We start from the raw sequence: 18,389 nt of genomic DNA on the forward strand, positions 1-18,389 counted from the left end.
GGTTAGTAGCTATCAGGAGCTGATAGCCTGTGTTCTTGAGCTAATTGATGCGGGTTACTCCGGCTGGGAGTGGTATCATATTCAGCTTGTTGTTCTCATCGAATACGGCGAGTCGGCCATCTTCTGTTGCCAGGAAGACATTATCGCCCACTTCTCTTATCCATTTGAAGGGGATGGGAGTGCTGAATTGAGAGTGGTAGATGGTGGTTCCCTTGTCAGTGAGAATCCAATCGCGTTTTTTCTTATCTGCCCAGATATGCCATACGTTTCCGCTTCGGAGTCCGTCTTGTCCTACCTTGATGAGCTCTGGAATATTTCCCTCTCTCTGGAGTCCATTGATACGTATCAGATAATCGCCAGACTTGATAGTTACCCAGGTGTTATCATGTTTGATAGGGTAAATCTTATCTACTCGCAGGTCGATGTTATATAATTTATTGATGTTGTCACCTACGGGAACGAAAGTACACAATATGGTCTCATAGGCATAGAGGCGTCTGCTCGCAGTGATACACCACACGTTGTTTCTGGCTGTTGCATAGATGCCTATGAAGCGGTTGGTGGAAAGAAGGTCGATATCGTCTGCATCATCACGGAAGGTATGGAAGGAGTTTCCATCATAATAGGATATTCCGTTCCAGGTACTGAACCACATCAGGCGGTCGGGTGTCTGTGCTATGTCGGAAATCGTGTTGGCGGCAAGTCCGTCGATGATGGAGAATTTGCGAACATCGCAGTAGGGGGTTCCCATAACCTCAGTGAGGTTATGAGTATGAGGAGTATGCTATAAATGGCTCTCTTAATCATATTATCTGTTTCTGACATTCTGTTCGTCAGTCTTTGGTTGGTAAATATGCATAAATATTGTTGCAAAGATAGTGTATTTTTTTGAGAATGACAAGGTTTTATAGGGAAAAACTGTTATATAATAGGGATTTTCCCCTAGATTATTCCTCTTTTCCCTTTGCTAGGTGTAAAAATTGCCTTATCTTTGCACCATCATTCAAGGAACCAGATCTGTTAAGGGTCTGAGCTCTGTACGGATATTAACAATAAAATAAAAATCTTACGATATGAGAAAAATGAGACTTTTCGTGATGCTGATGGCGATAGCTGCGGTATCCTTTACGTTTACCAGTTGTGATGATGATCCTTGGGATGATGATTATTGGGATGATCCTTATGGATGGTACGATGATTACAACCATGGTGGCTGGGGATGGAACCAGGATTATTGGTATGAAGGTTCGCAAGGATCACATGATGACGATCTGGTCGATGAGGCGATGACCTTGGTTGGTGAGTGGTATGGTCAGGTGAAGTATTCCTATATCCAGGATGATGGTATGTCAAGAGGCTATGATGAGTTTTATGCCAATATGATATTCTATCAGAGCGGAAACCAGAGCGATGCCCTGAGTGGAAGTGGTGTGGAGATAGATGAGGTTCATGATAATCAGGGAAATGTTACCGATCAGCAGACCCTGAAATTCTCCTGGTATATCGATAACAATGGCGATATCTACCTGAAGTATGCCAGTGGTGCCACCTTCGTGTTGGATGCAGGTGCTAGCCAGTACGGTTTCCGTCTCGGTGTCGAGAAGGGCAATAATTATAAAACCTTCTATGGTTATATGATTGGTACCGGTAAGGTGAAGGGTGATATCATCTACTTCGATTTATCTGAGGTTTCTACTACCGGTTATGCCAAGAAGCTTACACGTTCAGCATCAGCTGCAACTTCATTCGGCAGTGGAGCAACTATGAAGCCAATGGCTGGCACGGTGAAGCAATTGAATAAGAGAAGATAGGTTTATAAAAAAGTGCATTCCTACGTATATGCAACTACGTTGGAATGCACTTTCTATCTTTCGATATTATATATCCTTATTAAAAAAGGTATATATATTACTTCTTCAACTTAGCGTAACGGCTCATGAAGCGGTCAACGCGACCAGCAGTATCAACGAGCTTGCTCTTACCTGTGTAGAATGGGTGAGAGGTGCTAGAGATTTCAATCTTAACAACTGGATAAGTCTCGCCCTCGAACTCTACAGTGTCGTTAGTCTTGCATGTTGACTGAGAGAGGAACATATCGCCGTTAGACATATCCTTAAATACTACAGGACGATAGTTCTCTGGATGAATACCTTTTTTCATTTTTCTTTTATTTATTATTAATTTGTTAAAAAATAGACGTTATGGGGACGCTTTCACATCATTTCATGTCCCTCTTCAGGGCATGCCCATTATAGCCTTTACCTAATTCAGGGTGCAAAGTTACTGCTTTTTCCTGAAATCACCAAATATTTCCCGGTGTTTTTTAGAAATATTGGGGATTTTGGTGTCTGTGTATATATAAATAAGGTGGAAAATGATCTTTTAGAGTGGTAAAAAGAGGACTGGATGTGTTAAAAATGAATGAAAACTCAAAATTTTATTCCCATTTATGATGATAATTGTAATTAATGCGGTATCTTTGCATATTAGTTTGAGAACATCAGATGATGTATCATATAGTTATAACTTTAAAGCGAGAAAAAGAATGAAAAGACAAATGCTATTATTGGCAGCCCTGCTCATGGTTGGCTTGGGTGCTTGGGCGCAGAAAGCGGAGCAGAAATTCAACCCTAAAAAGTTCCAGGTTTTTGCCGTTGGATTCTATAATCAGGAAAATCTCTTTGATACCTGTCATGATGCCGGCAAGAATGATTATGAGTATCTGCCTGCTAAGGGATGGAATAGCGAGAAATATACGAGTAAGTTGAAGAATATGTCTCGTGCTTGGCTGATATGGGTACGGATGTGCTGCCTGATGCTGGTTGCGCCTTCATCGGTCTTGCCGAGGTTGAGAATGCCAATGTACTGAAAGACCTTACTGCCCAGCCGCCTTTGAAGGCTCGCAATATGCAGTTCTGCCATATCGAAGGTCCGGATAAGCGAGGCATCGACTGTGCACTGCTTTATAATCCGGCTCTTTTTACCGTGAAGAATGTGAAGCTGGTTCCTTATGTGCAGGAGTTGGCAAAGGATTCAGCCTTTTATACCCGTGGCTTTCTTACGGTGAGAGGTGAGATGGCGGGGGATGATGTGGCGGTCATCGTTTGTCACTGGCCAAGTCGTTTCTCCGATTCCTTCTATCGCGAGAGTGGCGCCCGTCAGACCAAGGCTGTGAAAGATTCCCTGCTTCGCCTGAATCCAGAGATGAAGGTGTTTGTGATGGGAGATATGAACGATGATCCTACCAACAAGAGTATGCATGAGGTTCTCCGTGCCCAACCGGAAATATCAGAAGTAGGTGAGGGAGATATGTATAATCCTTGGTATAACATCCTGGCAAAGGAAGAAAAGGGAACCCTTTACTACAGAGGAAAATGGAATCTCTTCGATCAGATTGTGCTGACTCCTAATCTTCTGAACAAGGATGGAAAGAAGAAGGGCTATCGCAGTCTGAAGTACTGGAATCATCAGGTGTTCCGCAGAGATTATCTCATCCAGCAGGAGGGTCGCTATCAGGGTGCGCCGTTGCGTACCAAGGCTGGCGGTAAATGGCTGAATGGATATAGCGATCACTTGCCTGTAGTACTGTATCTGGTAAAAAAGAAGTAGAAATGTTAGAGTCTCATCCTTTTGAACCATGGTTGCCGGGCAATGCCAAGTTGCTGATGCTCGGAACCTTTCCGCCGGCAGAAAAGCGCTGGTGTATGCCCTGGTATTATCCTAATTTCCAGAATGATATGTGGCGAATCTTCGGCATCATCTACTTTGATGACAAGTTTCATTTCGTAGATGTGGAGCACAAGACTTATCGCCTGGATGCCATCAAGGAGTTCCTGATGCAGAAGGGGGTGGCTATCTATGATACTGCCCAGCAGGTGATCCGTACCAAGAATACGGCATCTGACAAAGACTTGCAGGTGGTTCAGCCTTCCGACCTGGACGGCATGCTCCGTTCCCTGCCTGATTGCACGGCGGTACTTACTGCCGGACAGCTGGCAACCAAAGTCTTCTCCGATCACTTCGGCATCAAGGAAAAACCGGAGATGGGAGGATTTGTGGAGTTTGAATTCGAAAACCGCAAGTTCCGTCTCTATCGTATGCCTAGCAGCAGTAGGGCTTATCCGATGGCTGTAGAGAAGAAGGCGGAATATTATCGGAAAATGTTTAATGATATATTGGAAAAATAAGAGATATGGCAGAAAATAAAGTAACAGTGATCGGTATCGCTGGTGGTACCGGATGCGGTAAGACTACCGTAGTCAAGAGATTGGTGGAAGCTTTGCCTCCTCATTTCGTGGCAGTTGTTCCTCTGGATTCTTATTATAATGATACGACGAATATGACGGAGGAGGAGCGTAGGGCGATCAACTTCGATCATCCAGATGCCTTTGATTGGAAGTTGCTTCATCAGCAGCTTGCCGACCTTCGTGCCGGTAAGGCAATCGAGCAGCCTACCTACAGTTATCTGAAGTGTAACCGCGAGAAGGAAACGATTCATGTAGAACCTAAGCCAGTGATAATCATAGAGGGAATCATGACTTTGGTGGATAAGGAATTACGTGATTTGATGGACTTGAAGGTGTTTGTGGATACAGATGCCGATGAGCGCCTGATCCGTAACATCCAGCGTGATACCATCGATCGTGGTCGTACGGTTTCCATGGTGGTAGATCGTTATCTGAAGGTGCTCAAGCCAATGCACGAACAGTTTATCGAACCAACCAAGCGCTATGCAGACATCATCATTCCTCAGGGAGGAGAGAATGCTACCGGTATTGGTATTCTCTGCAGATATGTAGAGGGATTGGTAGATTAAAACCATAAAAGCTTCTATCATTCGGATATGAATCCTATGATAGAAGCTTTTTTCGTATTATCTCTTTCGTATTATCTTTTTTGTATTTCCTGTGTCTTCTGCCATCTGCGTCGGTTGTTGGAAACCTTCAGGGCATTGACGGCTTCCACCACGCCATATACCAGCATTGCCCATCCGATAACGAGCAGTGGGGCAGAGGCAATGGAAGATGGCTTGAAGAGGGTGAACAGCCCCAACAGCAGCAGGAGTGTAGGCATCAGCCAATATACGATACCCACTCTGCCCATCTTGGCAGCAGATACCAGGTTCGCCATTTGGGTAAGGGCTCCCATAATCAGTATTGCCGAGAGGATGAACATCAGCCAGGCGATGAATACATTTGGCATCAGTGCCAGTATCAGACCAAAGATGAGTGAACCGAATCCTACAAGAGGAAAGTTAGGGCGCATACCTATGATTTGGTTGCCTTGTGCATCATAGAGATACTGTCCCTTCATTTTCTCTGCATTTCGCTTGGCACTCATATAACTGAGTAACGAGAATACGCCTGAGAGGAAAAACAATACACCGATGGCAATGGTAATCCAGGTGACTGTCTGTTCTCTGTATTGTATGAGTAGAGCACCCACAATGATGGCGCATAAGGCTCGAAATAATGAACTTTGTATTACTTTCATATCAATTGATTTAAATGTTGTGTTGCAATATTGCGTTTCCTTTTCCTGAAAAGTATTTCCTTTCTATTGCAAAAGTACGAAAGATTTTCGATACCACAAGTTTTTTCTCTCGCTTTTATATCATATTTAACGCAATTTATTCCTTCATTTCAATTATTATCAGTAATTTTGTAAGCAAAAATAAAATAGATGGTTGAATGACCATCTGATGATGATAAATATTCAATATGACAAAGCTATATTTAGTTCGACATGGTGAGACCATGGATAATGCCGCCCAGATTATGCAGGGGCAGACTCCAGGCAGACTGAATGACGTGGGCATTCAGCAGGCTGAAGAAGTGGCAAGGAAAATGGCAAATGATCACATCGATGTCTTCGTTTCGAGTGATCTTTATCGCAGTATGCAGACTTGTGCCATCATTGCCCGTCCCCATTTGGAGGCAGAAATGCACTTGAAGGGTAGTGGAGATGCTGCCGCATTCTTGACGGAAGATGATATTCTCCAGAAAATAGAGACGACTCCTTTAATCAGGGAACGTGACTGGGGAGATTTTACGGGTAAGTTCATTCCTTCTCTTCCCAAAGACCCGAAGGATTGGCCGGACAATGTCGAATCTCTGGAGCGGATGAAGTCGAGGGCGCAGAACTTCCTCACCTGGCTGAAGGTGGCATATCCTGACAAGACCATCCTGGCAGTAGGTCACGGTATCATCAACAAGGCGATTCAGAGTGTGTATTACAAACGCCCGATGAACCAGATAGAGAAAATGGCGAATGCCGAAGTGAGAGTTCTCATTCTGTAATGGAATCATAAAGAAATCAGGAAGATTTTGCTCCAGGCAAACGAATCATAAAGTTCAAAGTTCAAATATCAAAGTTCAAAGTATATGAAAATTGCTCTTATCACAGGTGCAACCAGCGGAATTGGCGAGGGTTGTGCGCGCCGCTTTGCAAGAGGTGGCTACGATTTGATCATTACGGGTAGAAACACCGGTAAACTGGAAATTCTCAAGAAAGAGTTGGAGGCAGAGGGGGTACAGGTCCTTGCTCTGGCTTTTGATGTGCGTAACCGTGAAGCGGCAAGAAAGGCTGTGGATTATATTCCGCAGGATTGGCGCAATATTGATGTGCTGATCAATAATGCAGGCTTGGCTCGTGGCCTGGAACCTGAGTATCAGGGTAGTTTCGAGGATTGGGATCAGATGATTGATACCAATATCAAGGGACTCCTCACCATGACTCGTCTGATTGTTCCTGGTATGGTGAGACGTAATCATGGACACATTATTAATATAGGTAGTGTGGCTGGTGATGCGGCTTACGCTGGTGGCAATGTATATTGTGCTACCAAGGCTGCCGTCAAGGCCATCACCGATGGCTTGCGTATTGATGTGGCTCATACCAAGGTGCGTGTTACCAATGTCAAGCCCGGCTTGGTGGAGACGAATTTCTCTAATGTCCGTTTCCATGGAGATAATCAGCGTGCTGCCAGTGTTTATCAGGGTATCGAACCTTTGAATGGGGATGATATTGCGGATGTGGCTTTCTATGCAGCCAGTGCTCCGGAGCATGTACAGATTGCAGAAGTCTTGGTTCTTGCTACCCATCAGGCTAACGGAACCGTTATCCATCGTGACTAATCTTTAAGTAAGTTCGTACGCCCTCAGGGCGTGCGGAACTTACTTATTATATAATGTGGCAGAGTCGGTTGATATCCGACTCGAAGGTTTCCCTGTTGAGCGACTTGGCTCTCATTCCCGACTTGTAATTGTAGATGGTCTGGGTAGAGTAGTATAGCAGGGTTGCTATTTCCTGGCTATCCGTTACGCCCAGTCTCATCAAGGCATAGATTCTTACTTCGGTTGTCAGCTCATTAGGAGATGGCAGCACGATATGGTGCTCTGGCTTGAGAAGCGTATTCAGTTCCTCAACGAAATTCGGATACAATTCCATAAAAGCCTTGTCGAAACGGATGTAGAACATTGACGATTCCTCTTCTGCCAGCTTGAAGCTGTTGATGCTCTTCAGCAAGTCTTCTGTCTGCTTGGCTTTTACCTTTCTGCTCACCAGTTTTCTGTAGTCATCCAACTTGCGGATATACAGGGCGCTGATATCCATGAAGAGGCTCATATAGGTTTCGCGTCGCTTGTTGGTATCCATCAGTCGCTGGTTGAGCTCTGCCAACTGCTTGTTCTGTGCCGCAATCTCCTTTCGGTTTTTCTTCAAACTGTTTTTCTGTTTGGTATTCACCACTGTAAGAATCAGGATGATGGTTAAGATGACGCAGGCACAGATGAGTCCAATCTCCATACGGGTACGGGAGCGTTCTGCAGCCTCCTGGTTGCTTGTAACAATCACTGGCAGGATGTTTGAAATCTCTATCATACGGAGACGGTTGTTGAAAAACTGGGCATCCTCCATGGAATGCTGGATATATCGGGTGGCACGCTTGCTGTTGTCTTTGTCTGTTTCATAGAGAAAATAGGAAAGTTTTTGGAGGGCTGCTGTCTCCTTGAGTTGGCAAATCCCATCAGACTCACTTGCCTCTACCAGATACTTCACATACAGATCATACTGTTCGAGGTCTCTGTAGTAACGGGCTATGCCGTATGCTGCCATAGGATGCAGTCGATCGTTTTTAGCCGTCATCTTTAAAGCTTTGAGATAACAGTCTAATACACTTCTGTGTGTAGGCGAGCTGAGAAAGATATACTCTCCTTTCATATACTGGTAAAAAGCCGACTTCTTTCCTTTTTCATTGAAGTTTTCAAGCAAAATATTCATATAATACTTCTTCTTGGCTTTGAAGTCGTTTGCAAATTCCGATTTGGCTGCGTAAGATTGCCAGTAATTGAACAGCCAGGCATAGGTAAAGTAGTAATACAGCTTCTGTTCGTAGGGCATTTGCTTAGGGTCGAGTGTCGCCAGAATGCCTTCCGCCTTGTCATAGAATCCTCCCACCGACAGCACGGATGCCCGGTGTATCTTAAAGCAAGTAATATAAAAGGTGTTATGGGTAGCTTCTGCCAGTTGGAGTCCTTTACTCACATAGGCACATGACGAGTCGTAGCGATAGTTACTATAGGCACGATAGAGACTGTCGAGGTAGCATAACCTTTCCTCGTCAGTGATTGCATCGCCTGCCTGTCGTCTCAGTCGTTTGAGCTCCTTCTCTTTCTGTTGCTGGTAGTAGCTGTCCATTTCGATAGCATGGTCAACCCGCTCCAATAGCTTTTCCATATCGGTCTTGCCATAGGAGAGAAGTGGTATCATGATGAATAGTAAAAGTATGTACTGCTTCATTTTCTATACTATTTTTATCCTTTTGTACTATTTTTGTTGTTTACGCTGCAAAGATATAGAAAAGATTTCTAATAAAAGCATTTACTTTGATAAAAATGCTTAAATGGGTTAAAATACTGATAATCAGTAGGTTATATACCTAGCAAATCTACATTTTATTTACTATACGCCTACTAGGGTGTACAGATAGCCAAAAAAGTACGTATCTTTGCAGCGGAATTCAAAAAAGCAGTAAAAATGACTTTGGTTTAAAAACCACTTCAAGTCTTCTAAAGTTTAAAGGTATATAAATATTCCTTTTGTTGATTTAGTATGTTGATTTAAATAACAGTATTAGTTTCTTAGGGGAAAGATTGATTGAAAAATAGGAAGCCTGCTTGATTGAATCTATTTGCTTTCAAAAAAGCAGCAATGCTTTACTATTATGTTTAGGAAAGACTCGTCGTTTTCTTGTGAAAGAAGGCGGCGGGCTTTTTGTTTTTATAGGGGTGTACTTCCTAAAAGTATAATTTATGTTACTATGAATCTTTTTGTCTTCATAAAAGTTGTGTAGCTCGGAATAATTCATTATCTTTGCCACATATTATATATATAATGTATTATCATTAACTAGTATCACAGCAAAATATGAATATATTAGTTACAGGCGCTAATGGTCAGCTCGGTCATGAAATGCAGATTTGCGCCAAAAACAGCAATCACAAGTTTGTCTTCACCGATGTGGCTGAAGGCTATGAGAAATTGGATATTACTAACCTCGACGCTATCCGCGAAAAGGTGAAGGAAAATGATATCCAGGTTATCGTTAACTGCGCTGCCTATACCAACGTGGATAAGGCGGAGAGCGATTTCGACCTCGCCAACCTGCTCAACAATACGGCAGCAGGCAACTTGGCTCAGGCGATGAAGGAAGTGGATGGAACCCTGATTCATGTGAGCACAGACTATGTGTTCCAGGGCGACAAGAACATCCCTTGCAAGGAAGACTGGGAAACCAATCCGCTCGGTGTCTATGGCAAGACCAAGCTCGCAGGAGAAAAGAGCATCGAGGCTACTGGCTGCAAGCACATCATCATCCGTACGGCATGGCTCTACTCGCAGTGGGGTAAGAACTTCGTGAAGACGATGCAGAACCTCACGGCAAGTCACGACACCCTGAAGGTGGTATTCGACCAGGTGGGTACTCCTACCTATGCCGGCGATCTGGCTGCTGTCATCTCTCACATCATTGAGACCAACCAGCTCGACAAGACTGGCATCTATCATTTCTCTAACGAGGGTGTATGTTCCTGGTTCGATTTTGCCAAGATCATCTGCGAGCTCAGCGGCAATACCTGCGATATCCAGCCTTGCTACAGCGAGGAGTTCCCAAGCCCAGTGAAGCGTCCTCACTTCTCAGTGCTCGATAAGAGCAAGCTGAAGCAGACCTTCGGTTTCAAGGTGCCATACTGGACAGACAGTTTGAAGAAATGTATCGCCGAATTGGCGGAAGCAAAATAATTATAATATAAAAAAGAATTGAAATGAAGAATATCATTATCACGGGCGGTGCTGGTTTCATCGGCTCACACGTAGTAAGACTTTTCGTGAACAAATATCCTGAGTATCACATCATCAACCTCGACAAGTTGACTTACGCAGGTAATCTGGCTAATCTCAAGGACATTGAGGACAAGCCTAACTATACTTTCGTTAAGGGTGATATCTGTGATTTCGACCTGATGCTGAAGCTGATGCAGGACTACAAGGTGGATGGCATCATCCATCTCGCTGCCGAGAGCCACGTAGATAGAAGTATCAAGGATCCATTCACTTTTGCTCAGACCAACGTGATGGGTACCCTGTCTCTGCTCCAGGCGGCAAAGATTTACTGGGAGAGTCTTCCTGAGGGATATGAGGGCAAGCGTTTCTACCACATCTCTACCGATGAGGTTTATGGTGCATTGCAGATGACTCATCCTGAGGGCATTCCTGCTCCTTTCACCACCAAGGCATCTAGCGATAAGAACCATGAGGCTTACGGCGAGGAGTTCTTCCTGGAGACTACCAAGTACAATCCTCACTCTCCATACTCTGCATCTAAGGCAAGCTCAGACCACTTCGTCCGTGCTTTCCACGATACATACGGTATGCCAACCATCGTGACCAACTGCTCTAACAACTATGGTCCATACCAGTTCCCTGAGAAGTTGATTCCGTTGTTCATCAACAACATCCGTCATCGCAAGCCATTGCCTGTATATGGTAAGGGTGAGAATGTGCGCGACTGGTTGTATGTAGTGGATCATGCCCGTGCCATCGATATGATTTTCCACAAGGGTAAGATTGCCGAGACTTACAACATCGGCGGTTTCAACGAGTGGAAGAACATCGATATCATCAAGGTGGTAATCAAGACCGTTGACCGTTTGCTCGGCAGAAAGGAAGGCGAGGATATGGATCTCATCACTTACGTAACTGACAGAAAGGGTCACGATATGCGTTATGCCATCGACTCTCGCAAGCTTCAGAAGGAACTCGGTTGGGAGCCATCACTCCAGTTTGAGGAGGGTATCGAGGAAACCGTGAAGTGGTATCTCGAGAATCAGGAATGGATGGACAACGTAACCTCTGGTGATTACCAGAAGTACTACGACAACATGTATTCTAACCGTTAATAGACACCCTGTAAGAGCAAAAGCTTTCACAATCCCAAGCTTTTGCTCTTGCGGGGCTTTTTTTGTTTTTCATCGATTAAAATCCCCTAAATATATTATTATTTCTTAATATTTCATTTTTTAGTACTTTGAAAACCCGAAAGTACGAAAAGTTTTTCTATCTTTGCAGCATCTAGAAAGATAAAAGTAATAGATATGAAAAAACAAGTAATTTTCGGCATAGCATTAGCGCTTGCTATTTTGTCATGCCTTCCTATGCAGGGACAGGAAAAAGTGGTTCCTCTGAAATATGGAAACATGGACCACTGGGTAATCAGAAATATCAAAGAGTCGGCTATCATTGGTGGTAATCAGAAAACCATTTATGCCGTAGGACCTAATATGACTATCCATGGCAATACTCCATATACCAATAAGGGTGGGTCTCCTTGGGGCTCATCCAATGTTCTTGCGCATGTTTCCGGCATTTACAAGACCAATAATTCGGTTTATCGCGACAGGCACGGCAGTGGCTATTGCGCCAAATTGGAGACTCATATAGAAAAGGTAAAGGTGTTGGGACTTATCAATATCAAGGTACTTGCAGCTGGTTCCCTTTTCCTGGGAGATGTTCGTGAACCGATCACCAGTACCAAGGATGGTCCAAAGGCTATCAACTGGGGTATTCCGTTTACGGCTCGTCCTAAGGCTTTGCGTTTCGATTACAAGACCTCCCTTCCTAATGTTGCCAACCGTATCAAACAGAATGGATTCAGTGGTGCCTCTACTGTGGCTGGAAGAGACCATGCCATCGTGGTGCTCTATCTTCAGAAGCGTCACGAGGATGCCAAGGGTAATATCACAGCCAAGCGAGTGGGTACGATGGTGGTACGATACGGCAAGAGTACGAATGGATGGGTGGAAGATGCAACCTATACCATCCACTATGGTGATATCCGTCACATGGCTGGCTACCATGCCGCAACGATGGGACTCCGTTCTACCGATTATGCCCGCAACAGCAAGGGTAAGAGTGTGCCCGTAAGAGAAGTGGGATGGGCTGCTGCCGATGAAACGCCTACTCATCTCATTCTCCAGTTCTCTTCTTCGGATGGCGGTGCCTATATCGGAACACCAGGCAACACCTTGTGGATAGATAATGTGGCATTGGTGTATTAATCATTTAAATATTGACTTTATGAAGCATATTCTAATCATACTTTTTGCGATGATGGCATTGAACAGCTATGCCTCGGAGCCAATTTCTTCAGATACTCTCTCTTCAGAGAAGGTGGATACAGCCCAGCAGGTCAAGAAATCGTGGATGACGCGATTCCTAGACTACTTCAATGATGCCAACAAGAACAAGCAGCATAAGCGGTTCGACTTCAGCGTAATCGGAGGTCCTCACTATGCTTCTGATACCAAGTTTGGTCTGGGAATGGTGGCTGCAGGACTTTACCGCACCGATCCTAACGATAGCATTTTGCCGCCTTCCAATGTATCGCTTTTCGGTGATGTCAGTTCGGTGGGCTTCTATATGTTGGGTGTTCGGGGCAATCATATAGCTCCTGCCGGTCGTTACCGCATTGATTATCATCTCTATTTCTATTCCTTCCCTTCCGATTTCTGGGGAATCGGTTACGAGATGGGCGATAACGATGACAACAAGAGTGATATGAAGCGTTGGCAGGCTCAGGCAGAAGCCAGTTTTCTGTTCAGGGTAGCCGATAACTTCTATGTGGGACCGATGGCAGCTTACGACTATGTGATAGGCAAGCAGATAGAGCGCCCGGAATTGCTGCAGGGGATGGATAAGCATACCTGGAATGTAGGAGTGGGTGTATCTTTGGTTTATGACAACCGAGATAATCTTACCAATCCGCACCGGGGTATCTATCTGAATCTCAAGCAGATGTTCCGGCCAGAATTTATGGGTAATGATTATGCCTTTAGTACGACTCATTTCCGTTTTGATGCCTATCAGCGACTGGGCAAGGGAACGATTCTTGCCGAGGATTTCGGAGCCAATCTCAATTTCGGCAATCCTTCATGGGGTATGATGGCGGAACTGGGAGGTACCAGTTCGATGCGTGGCTATTACGAGGGCCGCTATCGCGACAAGCATTCCCTGGAGGCTACCGTGGAGTTGCGCCAGCATGTCTGGAAGCGAAATGGTATTGTGGTCTGGGCTGGAGCAGGTACAGTTTTCCCTAAGTTCTCTGCGTTGCGAAGCAGACAGATTCTGCCGAATGCGGGAGTAGGCTATCGCTGGGAGTTCAAGAAGAATGTGAATGTACGATTGGATTATGGATTTGGAAAGTCTGGACAGTCTGGCTTCCTCTTCAATATCAACGAGGCATTTTGATGAGACTTTTTCATTATATAATAAGGTGTAGTCTATGAATCATTCTATATGTAATACTATATATAATAAGGTGTCTTCAGGTACCTTCCTTTACTGGTATGCGGTGGTGGCATTGCTGCTGCCCAACATCGCCCTGTGCTTTACCGAAAGATTGTCTTTCTGGGCGGGCGCAGCCAATGTGCTGTTGCCTCTGGCACTGTATATGTTGTTCTTTTCCGTAGCCAGATGTCCGGGCAAGATGGTATGGTGGGCATTTCTCTTTGTCTTTTTCGCAGCCTTCCAGCTGGTGTTGCTCTATCTCTTCGGTACAGGAGTGATAGCGGTGGATATGTTCCTGAATCTCGTGACTACCAATCCAGGAGAGGTGATGGAACTGCTGGACAATCTGGTACCTGCCGTGGTAGGTGTTTTTGTGATTTATCTTCCCTTGCTCATTCTGGCTGTCATCCATATCAGGAAGAAGCGTCAGTTATCAGTCTCTTTTCAGCATCACGTTCGAAAATGGGTGATGGAGGTGGGGGCTATCGGCCTCTTCTGTCTGCTGGCATGCTATGTGGTGGTGGATGATTACCGGATGCGCAATCAGCTCTATCCTGTCAACGTCTGCTACAATCTCTATCTGGCTTTCGAGCGCAATGCGGCATCGGAGAATTACAGGGAGGCAAGCCGTAACTTCCGGTTTGATGCCCGGAGCGAGCACGATGTGGAAACTCCTGAGGTGTATGTGATGGTAGTGGGAGAGACGGCACGTGCCCATAACTTCAGTCTCTATGGTTATCCTCGAAATACCAATCCTCTGCTTTCCAAAACGCAGGGTATTATGGCTTTCCCTGATGCAACCACGCAAAGCAACACCACCCACAAGAGTGTACCGATGCTTCTGTCGGCTGCTTCGGCAGAGGATTTCCCACGGCTCTTTCATGAGAAAGGCATTCTGGCAGCCTTCAGGGAAGCCGGATTTCATACCGTGTTTATCAGCAACCAGTTGCCCAATCATTCGTTTATCGATTTTCTGGGAGAACAGGCTGATGAGCATTATTTCCTGAAGAAAGAGGATGCTTTGCAAGGTAATCATTATGATGAGGATTTGTTGCAGAAACTGGATGAGATATTGCCCAAGGCTGATGCTTCCTCGTCTGCCCATTACCGTTATCGCAAGCTCTTCGTCGTTCTTCATACCTATGGTTCTCACTTCAATTATCAGGAGCGTTATCCCCGTAGTTTCGCTTATTTCAAGCCCGATAGCAGGAGTGAGGCAAAGTCGGAGAATCGGCGTGACCTCCTGAATGCCTATGATAATACCATCCGATATACCGATTATATCCTGCATAGTATCATTGAACGCCTGCAGAAATGGGAGGGGATACAGACTAAGACGGATGGGGTATATGGTCAGCCTATCTCAGCGATGCTCTATACCAGCGATCATGGAGAGAATATTTTCGATGATGAGCGCTGCCTCTTCCTTCATGCTGCCCCGAGGCTTCGGATTACGAACTGCATGTGCCTTTCATCATCTGGACTTCTGAAGGCTTCAGTAAACAATATCCGGATATATTGAAGGCATTGGGAGAAAATCGGTCAAAACAGGTACAGAGTAGTCTTTCGGCTTTTCATACCATGTTGGGCATCGGTGGCATTCAGACCCATTATCGTCAGGATGAATACTCGGTGGCAAGTGATAAATATCATCCGGTAAAGTTGCTCTATCTCGATGATCATGATGAGGCAATACCGCAGGAAGATGCCAAGTTTTTGCGTTAAATTCTAAGCCAAAAGGCTTTCTTACAGCAAAATACATGAAAAGAGTTTTCGTAAATATCAATTATTTGCGAAAACTCTTTGTCGTATCTATAATTTGCTGTATCTTTGCACTCGGATTTAGATAATAATAAAAATACAGTTGTTATGGAACCAACTCGAAAAATCGAAAAGGTGAGCATGCGCAACCTCCACATGGAGGATTATGACCAGCTCGCCAAGTCGTTTAAGCGTATTTACGCTGACTCAGATGTATTCTGGACAAAAGAACAGATTAAGAAACTCATTACTATCTTCCCTGAGGGACAGGTGGTTATCATCGTGGATGATAAGATTGTGGGCTGTGCCCTCTCTATCATCGTCAACTATAATATGGTGAAAGGCGACCATACCTATGCTCAGGTGACAGGTAATGAAACCTTCAATACCCACGATCCTAATGGAAACATCCTTTACGGCATCGAGGTGTTTATCCACCCAGACTATCGTGGCCTGCGATTGGCTCGCCGTATGTATGAGTATCGCAAGGAACTCTGCGAGAAGCTCAACCTGAAGGCGATCATGTTTGGTGGTCGTATTCCAAACTATCATAAGTATGCCGACAAGATGCGCCCTAAGGAGTACATCGAGCACGTAAGAAACCGTGAGATTTACGACCCGGTTCTTACCTTCCAGCTTTCAAACGACTTCCACGTTCGCCGTGTCATCCGTAACTATCTTCCTAGTGATGAGGAAAGCGAACACTGCGCCACCCTGCTGCAGTGGGATAATATCTACTATCAGCCACCTACGGATTCTTATGTAGATAGAAAGCCAACCGTGCGAATCGGTCTGGTACAGTGGCAGATGCGTCCATACGCTTCGGTGGACGACCTCTTTGAGCAGGTAGAGTTCTTCGTGGATTCCGTGAGCGATTACAAGAGCGATTTCATCCTCTTCCCAGAGTATTTCAATGCACCATTGATGGCGAGATTCAACGATTTGGGTGAGGCACAGAGCATCCGCAAGATGGCTCAATATACCGATGAGATCCGTGACCGATTCCGCGAGTTGGCCATCAGTTACAACATCAACATCATCACGGGTAGTATGCCTTATCTCAAGGATGATTCCCTCTACAATGTCGGTTTCCTTTGCCGTAGAGATGGTAGCGTGGATATGTACGAGAAGATTCACGTAACTCCTGATGAGCAGAAGTGCTGGGGCTTGAGCGGCGGTAGCCATATCCAGACCTTTGATACTGATTGTGGTAAGATTGGTATCGTAATCTGCTATGATGTGGAGTTCCCTGAACTTTCCCGTCTGATGGCAGAGGATGGTATGCAGATTCTCTTCGTTCCATTCATGACCGATACGCAGAATGCCTACTCTAGAGTGAGAGTCTGTGCCCAGGCGCGTGCCATTGAGAATGAATGCTATGTAGCCATTGCAGGTAGTGTGGGTAACCTGCCACGTGTTCACAATATGGATATCCAGTATGCCCAGAGTGCCGTATTCACTCCTTGCGACTTCGCCTTCCCTAACGATGGCAAGCGTTCGGAGGCAACACCTAATACCGAGATGATTCTCGTATCAGATGTTGACTTGAATCTCTTGAATGAGCTTCATACCTACGGTGCCGTTCGAAATCTTCGTGACCGTCGCAAAGACTTGTACGACTTGAAACAGAAAAAGTAAGTTAAGTGAAGAGTGAAGAACGAAGAGTGAAGATTCAATTGTATTGATATATAGATATAAAGAATGTATAAGATAGACATCTCGGAGCGCACGCTCCACTTCAAGCAGCCGGCAGGCACGTCTCGTGGCGTATATACCACGAGACACAGTTATTATCTCACCCTAACATCGGATGAATTGCCGGGAGTAGAGGGAGTGGGTGAGTGTGCTACGCTCCCTGATCTCAGTTGCGATGCCAAACCGGAATATGCTGTCACCCTTCGACAGGTATGTCAGATGGTGGAGCAGATGGGACGCATCCCATACGATATGATTCGTGCCTATCCTAGCATCACCTTCGGCTTGGAAACCGCCTTTGCCTCGTTCTTCGATGCAGCAAAGAAGCAGAACTTAAGTGTCTCTGTTCCTGCAGGAATGGAGAACCTGATAGATCTCTTCGACTCTCCTTTCGGAAAAGGAGAAGAGGGTATCACCATCAACGGACTGGTGTGGATGGGTACTTATGAGGAGATGCTGGCACGACTGGAGGAGAAGCTCCAGGCGGGTTTCCATTGCGTGAAACTGAAGATTGGTGCCATCGATTTCTTTAAGGAACTCGACCTCATCAAGCGCATTCGTGATGTCTATACCCAGGAACAGGTGGAGTTGCGAGTGGATGCCAATGGTGGTTTTCTGCCAGAGAATGCCATGAGCCAGTTGGAGGCTTTGGCTAAGTATGATATCCATTCCATCGAGCAGCCTATCAAGCAGCATCAGTGGCCAAAGATGGCTCAGCTCTGTAGAGAAACTCCGCTTCCTATCGCCCTGGATGAGGAGTTGATTGGTGTGAATGTCAGAAGTATGAAGGAGGCATTGCTCGATACCATTCGTCCACAGTATATCATCCTGAAGCCTTCGCTCCATGGTGGTATCTATGGTTGCAACGAGTGGATCCAGTTGGCCAGCCAGCGTGGTATTGGCAGTTGGATTACCTCGGCATTGGAGAGTAACATCGGGCTGAATGCCATCGCACATTATGCAGCCAAGGTATATGGTCCGAATGTAGAGATGCCTCAGGGCTTAGGCACCGGTCAGCTCTTTACTGATAATATCCCAATGCCATTGGAAATCCGGGGTGATAAACTCTTTGTTGTAAAATGACTTTGGTA

15 protein-coding genes and 2 pseudogenes are annotated in these 18,389 nt (G+C 45.3%); 13 read left to right on the forward strand and 4 right to left on the reverse strand.

Annotation, left to right across the window (positions count from 1 at the left end; genetic code table 11):
- Positions 1-40 precede the first annotated feature (40 nt).
- Entirely contained in the window at positions 41-751 is a 711-nt protein-coding gene (locus tag DW830_RS00895) for a hypothetical protein (protein ID WP_119248527.1), read from the reverse strand.
- Positions 752-1,073: 322 nt separating this feature from the next.
- Here DW830_RS00895 and DW830_RS00900 point away from each other — a divergent pair, with 322 nt between their 5' ends.
- A complete protein-coding gene (locus tag DW830_RS00900) occupies positions 1,074-1,811 on the forward strand; it encodes a hypothetical protein (protein ID WP_147487173.1) in 738 nt (245 codons plus the stop codon).
- 97 nt (positions 1,812-1,908) lie between these two features.
- Here DW830_RS00900 and DW830_RS00905 read toward each other — a convergent pair whose 3' ends face one another.
- A complete protein-coding gene (locus tag DW830_RS00905; RefSeq protein WP_089542903.1) occupies positions 1,909-2,160 on the reverse strand; it encodes a type B 50S ribosomal protein L31 in 252 nt (83 codons plus the stop codon).
- Between the two features lie 385 nt (positions 2,161-2,545).
- Here DW830_RS00905 and DW830_RS00910 point away from each other — a divergent pair.
- From DW830_RS00910 to udk, 3 genes and pseudogenes are all read left to right on the forward strand, one after another.
- A pseudogene (locus tag DW830_RS00910) lies at positions 2,546-3,609 on the forward strand (endonuclease/exonuclease/phosphatase family protein).
- A 2-nt stretch (positions 3,610-3,611) separates the two neighbouring features.
- Positions 3,612-4,187 (forward strand): uracil-DNA glycosylase family protein, encoded by a 576-nt coding sequence (locus DW830_RS00915; RefSeq protein WP_119248529.1) that lies wholly within the window; start codon positions 3,612-3,614, stop codon positions 4,185-4,187.
- A 5-nt stretch (positions 4,188-4,192) separates the two neighbouring features.
- Entirely contained in the window at positions 4,193-4,816 is a 624-nt protein-coding gene (gene udk / locus DW830_RS00920) for a uridine kinase (protein WP_089542900.1), read from the forward strand.
- A 71-nt stretch (positions 4,817-4,887) separates the two neighbouring features.
- Here the strand turns inward: udk and DW830_RS00925 are convergent, their stop codons facing one another.
- Positions 4,888-5,493: a DUF308 domain-containing protein gene (locus DW830_RS00925; protein WP_119248530.1), complete on the reverse strand. Its 606-nt coding sequence runs from the start codon at positions 5,491-5,493 to the stop codon at positions 4,888-4,890.
- Positions 5,494-5,720: 227 nt separating this feature from the next.
- On the opposite strand from DW830_RS00925, the gene DW830_RS00930 reads away from it, so the two are divergent.
- The gene (locus DW830_RS00930; RefSeq protein ID WP_119248531.1) at positions 5,721-6,299 is read left to right on the forward strand and encodes a histidine phosphatase family protein; all 579 of its coding nucleotides are present in this window, start codon (positions 5,721-5,723) and stop codon (positions 6,297-6,299) included.
- A gap of 84 nt (positions 6,300-6,383) precedes the next feature.
- Positions 6,384-7,136 (forward strand): SDR family oxidoreductase, encoded by a 753-nt coding sequence (locus DW830_RS00935; protein ID WP_089542897.1) that lies wholly within the window; start codon positions 6,384-6,386, stop codon positions 7,134-7,136.
- A 46-nt stretch (positions 7,137-7,182) separates the two neighbouring features.
- Here the strand turns inward: DW830_RS00935 and DW830_RS00940 are convergent, their stop codons facing one another.
- Positions 7,183-8,799, reverse strand: a complete 1,617-nt coding sequence (locus tag DW830_RS00940) for a DUF6377 domain-containing protein (protein ID WP_118311884.1) — start codon at positions 8,797-8,799, stop codon at positions 7,183-7,185.
- Positions 8,800-9,426: 627 nt separating this feature from the next.
- On the opposite strand from DW830_RS00940, the gene rfbD reads away from it, so the two are divergent.
- The 7 genes and pseudogenes from rfbD to DW830_RS00975 all read left to right on the forward strand — a co-directional run bounded on the left by rfbD (position 9,427) and on the right by DW830_RS00975 (position 18,381).
- Entirely contained in the window at positions 9,427-10,299 is an 873-nt protein-coding gene (gene rfbD / locus DW830_RS00945; protein WP_089542895.1) for a dTDP-4-dehydrorhamnose reductase, read from the forward strand.
- A 23-nt stretch (positions 10,300-10,322) separates the two neighbouring features.
- Complete coding sequence (locus DW830_RS00950) at positions 10,323-11,456, forward strand: dTDP-glucose 4,6-dehydratase (protein WP_006847283.1); 1,134 nt, start codon at positions 10,323-10,325, stop codon at positions 11,454-11,456.
- 195 nt (positions 11,457-11,651) lie between these two features.
- Entirely contained in the window at positions 11,652-12,614 is a 963-nt protein-coding gene (locus DW830_RS00955) for a PCMD domain-containing protein (protein WP_233544323.1), read from the forward strand.
- Positions 12,615-12,663: 49 nt separating this feature from the next.
- On the forward strand, positions 12,664-13,803 hold the full coding sequence (locus DW830_RS00960) for a BamA/TamA family outer membrane protein (RefSeq protein ID WP_410524474.1): 1,140 nt from the start codon (positions 12,664-12,666) through the stop codon (positions 13,801-13,803).
- Positions 13,804-13,837: 34 nt separating this feature from the next.
- Positions 13,838-15,567: pseudogene (locus tag DW830_RS00965) on the forward strand (sulfatase-like hydrolase/transferase).
- A 144-nt stretch (positions 15,568-15,711) separates the two neighbouring features.
- Positions 15,712-17,241 (forward strand): carbon-nitrogen hydrolase family protein, encoded by a 1,530-nt coding sequence (locus tag DW830_RS00970; RefSeq protein ID WP_119248534.1) that lies wholly within the window; start codon positions 15,712-15,714, stop codon positions 17,239-17,241.
- A 63-nt stretch (positions 17,242-17,304) separates the two neighbouring features.
- Entirely contained in the window at positions 17,305-18,381 is a 1,077-nt protein-coding gene (locus DW830_RS00975) for an o-succinylbenzoate synthase (RefSeq protein ID WP_119248535.1), read from the forward strand.
- Positions 18,382-18,389: the final 8 nt, after the last annotated feature.

This window comes from Prevotella sp. AM34-19LB (assembly GCF_003468525.1).
In the GTDB taxonomy this organism is placed as follows: Bacteria; Bacteroidota; Bacteroidia; order Bacteroidales; family Bacteroidaceae; genus Prevotella.